Raw genomic sequence first — 15,341 nt, 5'->3', positions numbered from 1 at the left:
CGATGCGCGTCAACAAATACATCAGCGAGGCCGGCTTGTGCTCACGACGCGAGGCGGACGAGTGGCTCGTCGCCGGGCGCGTCACCATCAACGGCGAGGTGGTCGGCACCGGCGCCAAGGCACTGGAAGGCGACGAAGTGCGGGTGGACGGCGAGCTGGTGCGCCTGCGCGTGCTCGCCGCCACGCCGGCGGCGAAGAAGGCCATCTACATCGCGCTGAACAAGCCCGTCGGCATCACCTGCACCACCGACCGGGGCGTGGCCGGCAACATCGTCGATTTCGTCGACCATCCGCAGCGGGTGTTTCCGATCGGGCGTCTGGACAAGGATTCCGAGGGATTGATCCTGCTCACCAGCAACGGCGACATCGTCAACGAAATCCTGCGCGCGGAGAACCGCCACGAGAAGGAGTACCTGGTCGGGGTCAACAAGCCGGTGACCGATGCCTTCCTCGCCGGCATGGCGCGTGGCGTGCGCGTCCACGGACAGATGACGCTGCCGTGCAAGGTACGCAAGATCGCCCGGTTCGGTTTCGGCATCGTGCTCACGCAGGGGCTGAACCGGCAGATCCGGCTGATGGCGGCGGCCTTCGATTACCGCGTGACCCAGCTTCGCCGCGTGCGCATCGACAACGTGCGCCTCGGGCACCTGCGGCCCGGCCAGTGGCGCAACCTTACCGACGCGGAGTTGACCGGCCTGTTGCCTGGCCGCACGCAGTGGTGAGGGGCGCCGACAGCTCCTCGTAACCGCTGCACAGCCTCAGCGCTTCACGTCGCCGACGCGGAAACGGCAGACGTGGCCGCCGCGGATGATGCATTCCATGTGGTGGATGCGCCGGCCGCTGGCCGCTTCCATGTAGGCCAGGTCGAACTTGCAGACCTGCGGCACGCTGCGGGCCAGGGCATGGAACACGCAATTGAAGGCTTCCACGTGCTGCTCCTGGCCATGCTTCGCAACCACCGCCTCGTAACCGAGCGCATCGAGCTGGCTGGCCAGCCGCTGCGCGACTTCATCGTGGCTGGCTTCGGGAGGTAGCGGTACCTCGTGGCTGCCCAGCGTACGGCCGAGGTCCTGCAGCATCTCCTCCAGCGCAGCCGGCCCGTAGCGCTCGCGCAGCTTGCCCAGCAGCGCCGTGCTGAGCAGGCCGTAATTGCGCGGGAACAGCCCGCGCCCGTTTTCGGTAAGGCGGAAGCGCGCCTGCGGCCGGCCGCCGGTGGCCCGCGCCTGCCCGCGTTCGACGTAGTCGCGCGCGAGCATGGCGCTCAGGTGCTGGCGCACCGCGTTGTGGCTGATGCGCAGGCGCTCGCAGAGCTCTTCCACCGAACAGCCCTCCGGCGCCATCAACAACTGGCGCAGCAGGCGCTGCTGGGTGGCACCGAGCCGTGCGAGCGCGCTCATGCTCAGGCGGCCTTGGCCGGGAACTGCTTGGCGATCGCACCGGCCAGCGCGTCGGAGATCACGTCCATGTGCGCCTGGATGGCCTGCCAGGTGGACTGCTCGCCCTTCATGTCGCCGGCCATGATCTGCTGGACCTGCGTGGCGTGGTGCGCGACGTGCGTGGCCATCAGGCCCTGCACGGCGTTCGCCGGCAGGTTCGGGTTGGCGCCGGAGAGGAACTGGGCGATCGCCGTGACGTTCGACTGCAGGTCGGCCATGGCCTTGCGCTCGGCGGTGGCGTCATTGGCGGCGCGCGCATCGGTCAGCGCCTTGACGCCGCCCCAGTGACCGGCGAGCAGCTCGAGCATGCGCGCCCCGGCCGGCTTGCCATAGAAGCCGCCGACCGCATCGGCGATCTGCTTGGCATTGGCCACCACCGCGTCAGCCGCGGCCTTGGCCTTGGCGCTGTCATGGGCGTGCACGGCCAGCGCGTAGTCGCGGGTGTGCACGGCATGGCCGTGCCAGAGCGAGCGCATCGCGGCGTCGAGCTTGGGCGCGGCGGGCACGGCGGACGCCGGGCTTTGGGTCTGCATGGCCATCGCGGGGGTCGCCTCGGCCATCGTGGGGGTCGCCGCGGCAAAGACGGCAGCAAGGATGGCGGCGGACAGGCAGGTGGAAGTTTTCATGACGGGCTCCAGAAGGATCGTCGCGGTTGCGACGGTGGAAGTCTGGATGGGCCAGGTTTACGCGCAATAGACGTATGTGTAAAGCCTCTTGTATATCGCCTTGCCGAGCATGAAAGGAGCCCGCTTGCAGGCGATTCCCCTGGCGGACGGTGCACAAGAGCATCGCCCACACGTGGGGTCCTACAGGTGTGTCGTGGCTTGTAAGGTAGGCGCTTTCCCAGTGGACGCATGCCATGTTTCCCCGCCACCGCCTGCTGCTCGCCGCGCTGCTCTCCTTCGCCACCGCCGCGCTTGCCAGCCCGCCGGCGCAGCCGGTCGAGCATTCCGAGCTGCGCGCGCTGGCCAGCGCTCCCAGCGAACGGGAGCTGCGCGCCACGATCACCGCGCTGGTCGGCTTCGGCACCCGCCACACGCTGTCGGACACCCGTTCGGATAACCGCGGCATCGGCGCCGCGCGGCGCTGGGTCCAGGCGCGCTTCGAACGCATCAGCCATGACTGTGGCGGCTGCCTCGAGATCATCACGCCCTCGCAGACGTTCACCGGCGAACGCGCGCCCAAGCCGGTAGAGGTCATGGACGTGGTCGCCATCAAGCGTGGCAGCACCGACCCGGACCGCGTCATCGTGATCACCGGGCACCTGGACTCCCGCGTCACCGACGTCATGGACACCACCCACGATGCTCCCGGTGCCAACGACGACGCCTCCGGCGTCGCCGCACTGATCGAGGCCGCGCGGCTGCTCTCGAAACAGGACAACCGCGCCACCCTGGTATTCGCCGCGCTCTCCGGCGAGGAGCAGGGCCTGTACGGCGGCAAGGTGCTGGCCGACTACGCGGTGGCGCACGGCTGGCGCGTGGAGGCCCAGCTCAACAACGACATCGTCGGCAACAGCCGCGGCCAGAACGGCGTGCGCGACAACACCGTGGTGCGCGTGTTTTCCGAAGGCACCAGGAGCAACGAGACGCTGGAGCAGGCCGCCTATCGCCGCTACCACGGCGGCGAGGTCGATTCGCCCTCGCGCAACGTGGCCCGCTTGATGGACCGCTTGGCCGACACCTACCTGCCCGACTTCCACGTGCGCATGGTCTACCGCACCGACCGCTACGGCCGCGGCGGGGACCAGGTGCCGTTCCTGCAGGCGGGCTTCCCGGCGGTGCGCGTGACCGAAGCGCACGAGGACTACACCCGCCAGCACCAGGACCTGCGTCCCGGCTACGGCGACACCATCGACGGCATCGACTTCCGTTACCTCGCGCGCGTCACCGCGCTCGACGCGATCACGATGGCGACCCTGGGCCGCGCGCCCGCGCCGCCTGCCGGCGTGGACACCAAGGGTGCGCTGGCCACCGACACCACGGTGAGCTGGCGCAAAGTGCCCGGCGCGGCGGGCTACCGCGTGCACTGGCGCGACACCACCGCGCCGCGGTGGCAGCACGCGCGCGCGGTCGGCGACGTGGACCACGCGGTGCTCAGGGACGTGGTGATCGACGACTGGTTCTTCGGCGTGTCGTCGGTGTCCGCCGACGGATACGAAAGCCCGGTGGTCTTTCCGGGCGACGCGGGAAGCTTCGAACGCTCACCGCCGGAGGCTGAGCGGCGCTGACTTGGATGTTGTCGCCCGGTGGCCCCACCGGCCGTTCCACCGGTAGAAAGACACGGGCCCGCGCTCAACCCCGGCCGTACGCGTCCTCGAAACGCACGATGTCGTCTTCGCCCAGGTAGCTGCCGGACTGCACTTCGATCAGCTCGAGCGGCAGGCGGCCCGGGTTCTCCAGCCGGTGCCTCACGCCCAGCGGGATGTAGGTGCTCTGGTTTTCCGTCAGCGTGAGCACCTCGTCTCCGCGGGTGATGCGGCCGGTGCCACTGACCACCACCCAATGCTCGGCACGGTGGTGGTGCATCTGCAGGCTCAGGGAAGCGCCCGGATTGACCGTGATGCGCTTGACCTGGAACCGCTCGCCCACGTCGATCGAGTCGTAGCTGCCCCACGGGCGATAGACCTTGCGGTGGCTGGCCGGCTCGCCGCGCCCTTGCGCCTTGAGCCGCGCGACGATGCCCTTGACGTCCTGCACCCGGTCCTTGTGTGCGACCAGCACCGCGTCGGCGGTGTCGACCACCACCACGTCCTCCAGCCCCAGCAAGGCGACCAGGCGGCCCTCGCCCCATGCCAGCGTGTTGCGGCAATCCTGCGCGAGCACGTCGCCGTGGTGCGCGTTGCCGTCGCCATCCTGCTCGGCCACTTCCCACAACGCCGACCAGCTGCCCAAGTCGTTCCAGCCCACGTCGATCGGCAGCACGGCAGCGGCGTCGGTGTGTTCCATGACGGCGTAGTCGATCGAGTCGGACGGGCACGCGGCGAAGGCGGCCTTGTCCAACCGCACGAAATCGGCATCGCGCGAGGCGCCCTCGATCGCGGCACGGCAGGCCTCCAGGATGGCCGGCTGCTGGCGCTCGAGCTCGGCCAGGAACACCGAGGCGCGGAAAAGGAACATTCCGCTGTTCCACACGTACTCGCCCGAGGCGACGTATTGCTGCGCCGTGGCCGCGTCCGGCTTTTCCACGAACTGCGCCACCTGGCGCACGCCCCCGCCCACCTCGGCGCCGGCACGGATGTAGCCATAGCCGGTCTCCGGAGCGTCCGGCACGATGCCGAAGGTGACCAGCCGCCCCTGCGCCGCGGCTGGTTCGGCCTGGCGCACGGCGGCCTGGAACGCCGCCGCGTCCTTGATCACGTGATCGGAGGGCAGCACCAGCAACAGCGGATCGGCGCCCTCGGCGGTCGCCTGCAGCGCGGCCACGGCGATCGCCGGCGCGGTGTTGCGCCCGACCGGTTCGAGCAGGATCGCCGACGGCACGCAGCCGACCTGGCGCAACTGCTCGGCCACCATGAAGCGGTGCTCCTCGTTGGCCACCACCATGGGTGCGGCCGAAGCCAGCGGCGCGATGCGCAGCCAGGTCGCCTGCAACATGGTGTCCGGACCCGCCAGCGGCAGGAACTGCTTTGGATACGCCTCGCGCGACAACGGCCACAGGCGCGTACCCGAGCCACCCGAAAGAATCACCGGAACCATCCACTTCTCCATCCGGCCTGCCGCACCTGGCGCAGGCATGCCAACGAGCGAGACAGGCTCCGCTCCCGATCCGACCGGGAGCGGCCACCGCGCGAAAGACACATGATGCCCTGCGGGAGCGCAGCTTGCGCGCGTCTGCCCTACGCGACCAGCGCGCCCGCGCCCTGCAGAAGCCACGTGCACATCTGCTCGACCCCGTCGCGCAGCAGCATGCAGGGCGACCAGCCCATGCCGTTGAGCCGCAAGCCCTCGGGCATCGCGCGCGTGGGCTCCGGTGCGCGCGTCCGATGGACCAGCCGCCCCCGGTAGCCGATGGCATCGGCCGCCATGCGAGCCACGTCCGCAAAGGCAACTTCCTCCCCGCCATCGACGTTGACCGGGACGTCGCTGCTGTAACGGCGCATCAGGAACAAGGCCGCATCGGCGAAATCGTCCACCTGCAGCCAGGGCCGCGCCGCCACGCCATCGATCGCCAGCTGCGGAAGGCCGTCCGCGTGCGCTTCATGCAGACGGCGGACCAGGGCCGGCAACACGCCCGCCTGTGCGCCGGGACTGTCGCCCGGCCCGTAGAGCTCGGCCGGGACGACGCCGATCGCATCGAAGCGATACTGCCGCCGGTAGGCCTGGCACATGCGGATGCCGGCGATCTGCGCGAGCGCCTCGCCGTCTTCGCCCGGCTGGAATGCCGCGGACAGCAGCGCCCCTTCGCGCAACGGAGGCAGCGCGCCTGCGGGATGGATGCTCGACGAAGCCAGGAAGCACAGTTTGCGCACGTCCGCCCGCCACGCGGCATGGATCACGTTGGCCTGGACCGCAAGGCTTTCGCGGACCGCCTCGTCCGAGCGCCCACCCGCGACGCCTTCGCGCGCTGCGGTGAGGAACACGTACTCGGGCCGGTGCCGAAGGAAAAATGCATCCACCGATGCGGGCCGGACGAGGTTCACCTCGTCCGGTCCCAGAAAGCGGATGTTGTCGTAACCGGCCGCCCAAAGGCGACGCACTACCGCACCGCCGACCCAGCCGCACCGCCCGGTGACGAGAATGCGCGCATCCAGGTTCATGGCCCTACCCCGTTGATTCACGCCTGCGTATCTGGCCCTGAACTCCCCCGAGCAGCGGCCAAGCCCTATTCTGCACGCACCAGGCAGACAAGACAGCAGAATTGTGCAGTGTGCCTCAAAACATCAAAGATGCTTCTGCCAGGCATCGACGCCTTCTTCGATGAGCCGGTAGGCGTGTTCGAAGGCATCGCGCGGCTTGCGGTAGGGATCGGGGATATCGCGATCCCCCTGCCATTTTCCAAGCAGGAAAGTGCGCCCCACCGCGTGTGGCGAGTACCTGGCGAGGCTGTCCAAATGGGTGCGCTGCATCACCAGGATCAGGTCGGCGGCGACGATCGCCGCCTTGTCCAGCTGGCGCGCGCGATGAGGCGATGCATCGATGCCGCGCTCGGCAAGGAGGGCACCGGCCAGCGGGTCGATCGGCTTCCCCTCGAGCGCGGCCAGTCCGGCTGAATCGACGGTCGTAGCCCGCCCGCGCAGCCGTTCGCGCAGCAGGTATTCCGCCGTGGGACTGCGGCAGATGTTGCCGATGCAGACGACCAAAACCTTGTCGAACACGACCTTCCATCCGAACGGTGACGAAAGAAAAGCGTTGCGCGTGTCCCGGCCTCGCGGCTAACCGCGACGATGGGCTAATCGGCGACGTCGGCGACGAGGCGGTCCAGTTCCGCCTTCAGCGTGGCGCCGTTGACGCGCAGCCAGTCGCGCTGTTCGCGCCAGTTCGGGAACAGCGTGGCGACCAGCGCCCAGAAACGCGGTGCGTGGCTGCGCACCTTGAGGTGGCACAACTCGTGCGCCAGCACGTAGCGCAGCGCGGCGGGCGGGGCCAGCGCGAGGGCGAGGTCCAGGTTGATGCGGTCGCGGGTGTCCAGGCTGCCCCACAGGCTCTTCATCGGGCGGATGCGCAGCGAGGTGGGCGCCAGGCCCAGTTGCGGAACGTAGGCGGCCATCCAACGCGAGACGTCGCGGCGCATCTGCGCCTCGAAGTGCGAGGCGAGCAGGCCGCGCGCCACCGGCAGCGCGCGGGTATGCGGACGCGGGATCACCAGCGTCAGGCCGCCGTCGAACGACTCCACCCGCGGGTACGGGCCTTCGGCCCAATCCAGCAGGGCGATCTCGCCGCGCAGGGGAAATTCGGTCGCATGCCCCACGCGCAGCGGCGGCAGCGGCTTGACGATGAGGTTGAGCTCGTCGAGCTTGCGTTCCAGCCAATCGGCATGACTGCGCAGGAACGCGCTGACCTGGGAGGGATGGGTGCCATTGGGGTAGGACACCCGGGCGCCCTTGGGCGTGACCGTCAGGCGCAGGCGCCGGGCGCGCGGATGCGCGGCCTTGAGCACGCGGATCGTGCTGCCGCTCGCCGTTGCCAGTTCCAGCCAATCGCCTTGAAGTTCTGCTGCCATGGTCCGAGCCCGTCGGTAGAGCATAACCTTGCAACGGGGGCTGTGAGGAAAGGGTTGGATGGCGCCACGTGGCGGTTTCGGCCGGCCGTTCACGTGGCGTTGACGATTCGCGCCCTCCCCGGTTCGAGCCTTCCCCCGCGAGCGCGGGGAGGTGCCGACAGGCGGATAGGGCGCTGCTGGGCCGGATCTGCAGTGTGCAGCCGTCGCGAGGCCCGGTGGTGCGGGGTCAGGCGTCCTTGGGACGCGGCAGGCCGAACCACTCCTCGAGCTTGCCCAGCAGGCGCTCCACTTCCAGGGTGAACAGGGCGAAGCGGGCGTCCAGTTCGGCGGCGGCGTCCGCGGCGCTGTCGGCGAGCTCGTCCGTGACCACGTCGAGCAGCTTGAGCTTGCGCAGGATCAGGTCCTCGCCGAGCACGAAGCTGATGCGGTCGTCGAACACCAGGCCGAGCTGGAACACCTGCTTGCCGTTGCGCAGGTGTTCCTTGATCTCCTCGCTCTCCAGGTCCTGCCGGCGGCACCGGGCGATGGCGCCGGTGTTGCTGCCCGGGTCGCGCAGTTCGACCTCGTCGCCGAGCGCGAGGCCCGCCGGCAGCGTGCCGTTGGCGAGCCAGTCGGTCATCAGCACGCGCGGACCTTCTTCCGGCGCCAGCGGCACGGCCGGGAAGCTGCCCAAGGCCTCGCGCATCTGGGTCAGCGCGTTCTCGGCCGACTTGCGGCTGGAGGTATCCAGCACCAGCCAGCCGTGCTGGCGGTCGACGTAGGCGGACATGCGCGAGTTGCGTACGAAGGCGCGCGGCAGCAGTTCGGTGAGCAGGTCTTCCTTCATGCGCTTGCGTTCGCGGCCGCCGACCTTGCGGCCTTCTTCCTCGGCGATCTTCTGCACGCGCCGATGCAGTTCATCGTTGACCACGGCGGCCGGCAGCAGCTTGTCCTCGCCGCCGACGGACACCCAGGTGCAGTGCTTGACCGCATGGGTGAGCGCGGCCTCCTCGCCTCGGCCGATCGGCGGCACGAAGCCCTTGGTGAACATCTCCAGCGGACCGCATGGGCGCAGGCGGTGCTCGCCGAGTGCTTCATCCAGGCGGGAGAGGTCTTCGGCGACGGCGGGGGAAAAGCGGAACAGCGTGAGGTTGCGGAAGAACATGGGAAATCCGGTTGGGAAACGTTCGCCCCGGGGGCCGAGGCGGCCCTTCAACTTGGGCGTTGCGGCCTGCGCCGGGGTGAACGGTTCGAGGTTGTTTTCGGCTTGGGCTGTGGCCCTTCGGGCCTACGCTCAGGGCGACGATGGAGGATATCGCCCAGGGCGAACGGTTGAGGTTATCCGATACCGTTCGCCCTGGGAGCGACGCGGCGAAGTCGCAGGGCCTGGCGAGGACCGGGACTAGCGGCTCACCGCCGCCACTGCCTCGGCCACGTAGTCGAGGTTGCCGCGGTTGAGCGCCGCCACGCAGATGCGCCCGGTGCCCAGCGCGTAGATGCCGTACTCGTCACGCAGGCGGTCGACCTGCGCGCGGGACAGGCCCGAGTAGGAGAACATGCCGGCCTGCTGCTGGATGAAGGCGAACCGCGGTGCACCGTGGGCGGCCAGCTTCTCGACCATGCCAGCGCGCATCGCGTGGATGCGCTCGCGCATGCCGGCCAGCTCCGCCTCCCACATCGCGCGTAATTCGGGGCTGCCGAGCACGCCGGCGACCAGCGCGCCGCCATGGGTAGCGGGGCTGGAGTAGTTGGCGCGGATCGTCTGCTTGATCTTGGCGCGCAGGCGCGCGGCCTCGTCGCGGTCGGCGCCGACCATCGACAGCGCGCCCACGCGCTCGCCGTACAGCGAGAACGACTTGGAGTAGGAACTCGCCACCACGAACGCGTCGATGCCGGAGGCGCCGAACAGCCGGATGGCCGTGGCGTCGGCGTCGATGCCCTCATCGAAGCCCTGGTAGGCGATGTCGATGAACGGCAGCAGGTCGCGCGCCTTGACCAGATCGACCACCTGCTGCCACTGCTGCGCGTCGAGGTCCACGCCGGTGGGGTTGTGGCAGCAGGCGTGCAGCAGCACCACGGTGCCGGGCTCGAGCTTGCCGAGGTCTTCCAGCATGCCGGCGAAATCCAGGCCGTGCGTGGCGGCGTCGTAGTAGCGATAGTCCACGATCTCGAAACCGGCGTTGCCGAACACCACGCGATGGTTTTCCCAGCTGGGGCTGCTGATCGCAATGCGCGCGTGCGGCAACACCTTCTTGAGCAGGTCCGCGCCCACCCGCAGCGCACCGCTGCCGCCGATGGTCTGCGCGGTGGCCACGCGGCCGGCTTCCAGCAGCGGGGAGTCGTCGCCGAACAGCAGCTCCTGGGTCAGCAGGTCGTAGGCCGCCAGGCCGTCGATCGGCAGATAGCCACGTGGCTTGGCTTGGGCCGCGAGCGCCTGCTCCACCTCGCGCACCGCGCGCAGCAACGGGATGTGGCCCTGCTCGTCCACGTAGATGCCCACGCCCAGATTGACTTTCTGCGGCCGCTTGTCGGCCAGGTAGGCTTCGGTAAGGCCGAGGATCGGATCGCCCGGGGCCATTTCAACATTAGCGAAGTGGGACACTGGAAAGACTCGCGTGGAAAAGTGGAAAGGAAGTATGGACGTCTAGACGTCGGCATCGGCGAACGCCGCATCGACCGGCTCGCCCGCCAGCCAGCCATGGGCATCGGCGCGTGCGACACCTTCGCGCGCGCCCAGCGCGGCGAAGTCGAACAGATGGCGGTCCGCCAGCTGCGAGGGCACGACGTTGCCCAGCGCGCGGAAGATGGTCTCGCAGCGACCGGGATGCACCGCATCCCATTCCTGGAGCATCCGGCCGATCGCCTTGCGCTGCAGGTTTTCCTGCGAGCCGCAGAGGTTGCACGGGATGATCGGGAAGGCACGCTCGCGCGCGTATTGGTCGATGTCGCTCTCGCGACAGTAGGCCAGCGGCCGGATCACCACGTGGCGGCCGTCGTCCGAACGCAGCTTCGGTGGCATCGCCTTGAGGCTGGCACCGTGGAACAGGTTCAGGAAGAAGGTGGCCAGGATATCGTCGCGGTGGTGGCCCAGCGCGATGCGCGTGATGCCGTTCTCCGCCGCCCACTTGTACAGCGCCCCGCGACGCAGCCGCGAGCACAGGCTGCACATCGTCTTGCCCTCGGGGATCACGCGGGTGACGGTGCTGTAGGTGTCCTGCTCGATGACGTGGAACGGCACACCGAGCGCGGCCAGGTAGTCCGGCAACACGTGCGCGGGGAAGCCGGGCTGCTTCTGGTCGAGGTTCACCGCGACCACCTCGAAGCGCACCGGCGCCTTGGCCTTGAGCGAAAGCAGCATGTCCAGCAGCGTGTAGGAATCCTTGCCGCCGGACAGGCACACCATGATGCGGTCGCCGTCCTCGATCATCTGGAAGTCGGCGACGGCCTGGCCGACCTGACGGCGCAACCGCTTCGCCAGCCGCGCGGCCTCGTGGGCCCGCTTGCGTTCGTCGCGGGGGTCGGAAAAAACGGTGGGCATGGGCGTCATTGTACCGAAGCCCGCCCGCGCCATCCGGCGGGCGTTACACTGTTTGCCCGTTCATTCCCGTGCCGTCGCGTCCGCCATGCAGGTCCCCGATCCCATCCAGATCGCCCGCCGCCTGGCCGAGTTGCGCCAGGAACACCGTGACCTCGACGCGGCGATCAGCCACATGGCCACCCATCCCGCGCGCGACGAGCTGCAACTGACGCGGCTGAAGAAGCGCAAGCTGCTGCTCAAGGACGCCATCGCGCGGCTGGAGAGCAAGATGATTCCCGACCTGGACGCCTGATGCCGACGCCCACCGTGCTGGAAGACGCGCATGTCGTCCTCGAACCGCTCGATGCCGGACACGTTCCTTCGCTGGAAGCTGCCGCGGCCGACGGTGAACTGTGGCGGCTGTGGTTCACCTCGGTGCCGGCGCCAGGCGGCATGACGGCGTACGTGGAGAAGGCGCTGGCCGGGCAGCGCGAGGGCCGCATGCTGCCGTTCGCGATCCGCGAGCGCGCCACCGGCGAGCTGGTAGGCAGCACGCGCTTCTACGACCTCGTGGACGACCCGCCGCGCGCGGCGATCGGCTACACCTGGTACGCGAAGCGCTGGCAGAAGAGCCACCTCAACACCGCCTGCAAGCGATTGCTGCTGGAGCACGCGTTCGAGCGCATGGGCCGCGTGGCGGTGGAGTTCCACACCGACGGGCGCAACCTCGATTCGCAGCGTGCGATCGAGCGGCTCGGCGCGCAGCGCGAGGGCGTGTTGCGCGCGCACAAGCGTCGGCCGGACGGAAGCCTGCGGGATACGGTGTGTTATTCGATCCTCGAGCGCGAGTGGGCGGACGTGAAGCGTTGGCTGGAGTTGCGGCTGGCGCGGCTGGCCACTTCGCGGTAGCGGTTCCGCTTCGCGGGGCATCGTTCGCAAGCCTTGGCCTAGCGCGCCCCGCGCGGATGCACCTCGATCGTCGCGGTCATCCCCGCCGCGAGCACCATTCCCGGCGGCAGCCGCGCGGTGTCGATCGCGATGCGCACCGGCACGCGCTGCGCCAGCCGCACCCAGTTGAAGGTCGGATTGACGTCCGCCAGCAGGTCGCCGCCGGCCGGGTTGTCGCGATCGGTGATGCCATGCGCGATACCGGTGATGGTGCCCTTCAGTTGCACGCCGCCGGCCATCAGCCGCACGTCGACCGGGTCGCCCACGCGCAGTTGCGGCAGCTTGGTTTCCTCGAAGTAGCCGTACAGGTAGTAGCTGTGCGCATCGATCAGCGCCAGCCGCGGCGTGCCGGTGGCGGCGTAGTCGCCCACGCGCACGGCGAGGTTGGTGACGTAGCCGTCGACCGGTGCGCGCACTTCGGTGCGCTGCAGGTCCAGCTGCGCACGGTCGAGCGCCACCTGCGCCTGCTCGACCGCCGCCGCGGCCTGTTCGCGCGCCGCGCCGGCCTGGCTGCCGCCGGCCTGGGCCTGCTGCCAGCTGGCGCGGGCGGCGCTGGCGGTGGCGGCGGCATCGCTGCGCGCCTCGCGCGAGATCACATCGCCCATCTGCTCGCGCCGCTGCGCCTGCGCCGCGTACATGCGGTACTGCTCCTGCCGCGCCTGGGCACTCGCTTTCGCCGCGGAAATGTTGGCGCCGGCCGCGCGCGCGCCGGCCTCGGCGGCGGAGAGGTTCGCCTGCGCCTGCGCCACCGCGTTGCGGAAGCGCGCCTGGTCGATCACGAACAGCAGGTCTCCCTTGTGCACGGACTGGTTGTCGACCACCGCCACGCGATCGACCAGCCCGGACACGTCCGGCGCCACGCGCACCACCTCGGCGCGCACGCGACCATCGCGCGTCCACGGCGCGTACAGGTAGTGCTTCCACAGCGCGTGGCCGAGCAGTACGGCGAGCACCACCACGGCAGCGGTGACCAGGAATCGGAGCAACGAAGCAGCTTTCATAACGATAGGTTCAACGAATCAGCAAAAGTCCGGCGGCGCCGAACAGGCAGACAAAAAGGGCGAAACGGAACAGCGAGGGATGCCATAGATGCCGGTACAGGCCCGCGCGACCGATGGCGAGGTCGAGCACCACCATCGCCACCAGGCTCAGCAGGAACACCGGCAGCAGGCTGGGCATCAGCACGCCGAACAACTCGATCTCAGGGGGCATCGGCGAGCTCCGGCGCAGGCATGTAGGCGGCCAGGGGGGATTCCTCGTCGCGCAGCGCGCTGCGCAACTGATAGAGATGCCGGCGCACGGCGGCGCCGCGTGGCGCGGCGTAGATGGCATCGAGCACGACTGCATCGGCTGCCCGCCAACGCGCCGCATCGGGCGTGCGATAGAACGACGCCACGGCATCGAGCGCCGCCAGCGCGGTGTCGCGTGCAGCGGCGGGCAGCTCGGTGCCGCTCAGGTCCTGGCGCAACTCGATCACCGCGCGACCGCTTTCCTGCACCGCCAGCGACCAGGCCAGCAGGTGGCGCGATTCGTCGCTGTCCGGCCGCGTGTGCGCGACCACCTGCTGCAGCAGGTCGCGGCTGACGCTTTCGAAGCGCCAGGCGAGCCCCGGCAGCGGCGCACTGGCCGCCAGCGTGACCTGCCCGCGCAACAGGCGCAGCTGGCGGCGGCGCTGCCACTGCGTGCCGGTGACGCCGGGCATCACCATGAAGGCCACGCCCGAGAGGCCCAGCCCCGCGACCTGCGCGATGGCGTCGTTGAGGAAGTGCGAGGGGTCGTACACCATCGGGTTCTTGAGCGCGAGGATGTAGACGAAACCGAGCGTGTAGCCGGCGCCGACGCCCGGCAGCGTGTCGCGCGTGGTGAGGTACGGCCCGATCAGCAGCAGTCCGGCGGTCGCGCAGATCAGCATGGCGAACCCATCGCTGCCCGGCAGCAAAACGAACACGGCCACGAAGCCCGCGGCCATGCCGCCGGCGTAGCCATACAGCGTGCGCGTCGCTGCGGCGATGGGATTCGGCGAGGCAGCCAGCAGGCCCGCGAAGATCGTCGCCAGCAGCATCGCGCTGCCGCCGAAGGCCCAGCCACTGGCGAGCCAGAACGCGGCGAGCACCAGCATGGTGAGGAAGGTGCGCAGCGTCGCCACCGCGGCGCCAACCAGATCGTTGCCGCGGCGGAAATGCACCCGCTCCACGCTGCCGCGCAGGTTGCCGGCACGCAGCGAGGCTTCCACCGCGGTGAAGTCGGCCAGCTCGTCGGCGAAGCGCTGCACCAGCGCCGCACCGGTATCGAATTCCAGCTGCGCGGAGGGCTCCTCGAAGCGCTCGCGCAACGCGGCGACGTGCGCGGGGAGGATGTCGACACAGGCGCGCAGGCGTCGGTTCAGCACCGCCGGCTCGTGCCGAGCCGGCGACGGCGGCGACAGCGCTTCGCCGATCGGCCGGTAGGCGTTGACCAGCGCCTCGGCGACCGCATCGCGACCGCGCCGCTGCAGGCGGTTGATCAGGTGATGCAGCGACTGGAAGCTGGTCGCCGCGGCCATGTAGCGCTGGTTGAGCAGGCGCATTCGGGCGCTGCGCGAGCGCACTTCCGGGTCTTCGAAGATCACCGAGGCGCGCAGGTCTTCCAGGTGCACCGCGGCGCGCACGAACTCCAGGTGCGCCTGCTCCATCCGCGCACGCGGCAACACGCCGCCGGTGCTCTCGCGCACGAAGTCGATGAAGCGCGCGAACTGGGTGCGAGCGTTCTGCCGCAGCACCACGCGCAACCGTTGCGGCAGCACCAGGTCGCTGAACACGGCCGCGACCACGATGCCCAGCAGCACCTCGCTCACGCGCATCACCGCCGAATCGAAGCTGTTGAGCGGGTTGCCCACCGCCGGAAGCGTCACGATGGCGGCGGTATAGCCGGCCAGCACGAAACCGTAGGCCATGAAGTTGCGATACAGCGTGGCGCCGCCGGCGCACAGCGCGAGCCATGCCGAGAGGACGAGGAAGAACAGCTCGCGCTGCTGCGGGAACCAGGCGATCAGCGCCAGCCCGAACAGGCTGCCGGCCAGCGTGCCCAGCGCGCGGTAGAAGCTCTTGGCCAGCACCATGCCGCTGTGCGGGTGCATCACCACCGCCACCGTGATCATCGTGGTCGAGGGCTGTTCGAGCTTGAGCCACATCGCCAGCCAGGCGGCCGCGTACATCGCCAGCAACGACTTGGCCACGAACAGCCAGGCGCGCGATTCCTCGGCGAGGAACGCGCGCAGCCAGGGCCAGCGCGGCAACTTGGCGGTTGTGGTGGCGGACATG

16 protein-coding genes are annotated in these 15,341 nt (G+C 69.4%); 4 read left to right on the top strand and 12 right to left on the bottom strand.

The features are described 5' to 3' along the window. The first annotated feature begins 2 nt into the window (after positions 1 to 2). The gene (locus LQ772_RS00555; RefSeq protein ID WP_231323008.1) at positions 3 to 722 is read left to right on the top strand and encodes a pseudouridine synthase; all 720 of its coding nucleotides are present in this window, start codon (positions 3 to 5) and stop codon (positions 720 to 722) included. A 36-nt stretch (positions 723 to 758) separates the two neighbouring features. Here the strand turns inward: LQ772_RS00555 and LQ772_RS00550 are convergent, their stop codons facing one another. Next, on the bottom strand, positions 759 to 1,397 hold the full coding sequence (locus LQ772_RS00550; protein ID WP_231323006.1) for a helix-turn-helix transcriptional regulator: 639 nt from the start codon (positions 1,395 to 1,397) through the stop codon (positions 759 to 761). 2 nt (positions 1,398 to 1,399) lie between these two features. Further along, positions 1,400 to 2,062 (bottom strand): hypothetical protein, encoded by a 663-nt coding sequence (locus tag LQ772_RS00545; RefSeq protein ID WP_231323004.1) that lies wholly within the window; start codon positions 2,060 to 2,062, stop codon positions 1,400 to 1,402. A 233-nt stretch (positions 2,063 to 2,295) separates the two neighbouring features. On the opposite strand from LQ772_RS00545, the gene LQ772_RS00540 reads away from it, so the two are divergent. Continuing rightward, on the top strand, positions 2,296 to 3,666 hold the full coding sequence (locus tag LQ772_RS00540) for a M20/M25/M40 family metallo-hydrolase (protein WP_231323002.1): 1,371 nt from the start codon (positions 2,296 to 2,298) through the stop codon (positions 3,664 to 3,666). Between the two features lie 64 nt (positions 3,667 to 3,730). On the opposite strand, the gene LQ772_RS00535 is transcribed toward LQ772_RS00540, so the two are convergent. From LQ772_RS00535 to ttcA, 7 genes are all read right to left on the bottom strand, one after another. Continuing rightward, entirely contained in the window at positions 3,731 to 5,134 is a 1,404-nt protein-coding gene (locus LQ772_RS00535; protein WP_275045768.1) for a mannose-1-phosphate guanylyltransferase/mannose-6-phosphate isomerase, read from the bottom strand. A gap of 140 nt (positions 5,135 to 5,274) precedes the next feature. Beyond that, on the bottom strand, positions 5,275 to 6,195 hold the full coding sequence (locus tag LQ772_RS00530; RefSeq protein WP_231322998.1) for an NAD-dependent epimerase/dehydratase family protein: 921 nt from the start codon (positions 6,193 to 6,195) through the stop codon (positions 5,275 to 5,277). 123 nt (positions 6,196 to 6,318) lie between these two features. Further along, positions 6,319 to 6,753, bottom strand: a complete 435-nt coding sequence (locus LQ772_RS00525) for a low molecular weight protein-tyrosine-phosphatase (RefSeq protein WP_231322996.1) — start codon at positions 6,751 to 6,753, stop codon at positions 6,319 to 6,321. 74 nt (positions 6,754 to 6,827) lie between these two features. Next, on the bottom strand, positions 6,828 to 7,598 hold the full coding sequence (locus tag LQ772_RS00520) for a M48 family metallopeptidase (RefSeq protein ID WP_231322994.1): 771 nt from the start codon (positions 7,596 to 7,598) through the stop codon (positions 6,828 to 6,830). A 226-nt stretch (positions 7,599 to 7,824) separates the two neighbouring features. Then, a complete protein-coding gene (locus LQ772_RS00515; RefSeq protein WP_231322992.1) occupies positions 7,825 to 8,742 on the bottom strand; it encodes a recombination-associated protein RdgC in 918 nt (305 codons plus the stop codon). 237 nt (positions 8,743 to 8,979) lie between these two features. Then, a complete protein-coding gene (locus LQ772_RS00510) occupies positions 8,980 to 10,179 on the bottom strand; it encodes an amino acid aminotransferase (protein ID WP_231322990.1) in 1,200 nt (399 codons plus the stop codon). 42 nt (positions 10,180 to 10,221) lie between these two features. Then, entirely contained in the window at positions 10,222 to 11,115 is an 894-nt protein-coding gene (gene ttcA, locus LQ772_RS00505; RefSeq protein ID WP_231322988.1) for a tRNA 2-thiocytidine(32) synthetase TtcA, read from the bottom strand. A gap of 85 nt (positions 11,116 to 11,200) precedes the next feature. Between ttcA and LQ772_RS00500 the strand changes: the two genes are divergently transcribed. Beyond that, positions 11,201 to 11,407 (top strand): YdcH family protein, encoded by a 207-nt coding sequence (locus LQ772_RS00500; RefSeq protein ID WP_231322986.1) that lies wholly within the window; start codon positions 11,201 to 11,203, stop codon positions 11,405 to 11,407. Next, positions 11,407 to 12,003 (top strand): GNAT family N-acetyltransferase, encoded by a 597-nt coding sequence (locus tag LQ772_RS00495; protein ID WP_231322984.1) that lies wholly within the window; start codon positions 11,407 to 11,409, stop codon positions 12,001 to 12,003. The genes LQ772_RS00500 and LQ772_RS00495 overlap by 1 nt, the downstream gene beginning before the upstream one ends. A 38-nt stretch (positions 12,004 to 12,041) precedes the next feature. On the opposite strand, the gene LQ772_RS00490 is transcribed toward LQ772_RS00495, so the two are convergent. From LQ772_RS00490 to LQ772_RS00480, 3 genes are read right to left on the bottom strand one after another with little or no spacing between them, the layout of a single operon-like run. Further along, positions 12,042 to 13,043 carry an HlyD family secretion protein gene (locus tag LQ772_RS00490; RefSeq protein ID WP_231322982.1) on the bottom strand — a complete coding sequence of 334 codons (1,002 nt, stop codon included), beginning with the start codon at positions 13,041 to 13,043 and terminating at the stop codon, positions 12,042 to 12,044. Positions 13,044 to 13,053: 10 nt separating this feature from the next. Further along, on the bottom strand, positions 13,054 to 13,254 hold the full coding sequence (locus tag LQ772_RS00485) for a DUF1656 domain-containing protein (RefSeq protein WP_231322980.1): 201 nt from the start codon (positions 13,252 to 13,254) through the stop codon (positions 13,054 to 13,056). Next, a complete protein-coding gene (locus tag LQ772_RS00480) occupies positions 13,244 to 15,340 on the bottom strand; it encodes an FUSC family protein (RefSeq protein WP_231322978.1) in 2,097 nt (698 codons plus the stop codon). Before LQ772_RS00480 ends, LQ772_RS00485 begins: the two co-directional genes overlap by 11 nt. Position 15,341 lies beyond the last annotated feature (1 nt).

Source organism: Frateuria edaphi, from assembly GCF_021117405.1.
GTDB classification, from domain to species: Bacteria; Pseudomonadota; Gammaproteobacteria; order Xanthomonadales; family Rhodanobacteraceae; genus Frateuria_A; species Frateuria_A edaphi.
This window is presented reverse-complemented; position numbering and strand designations above follow the sequence as displayed.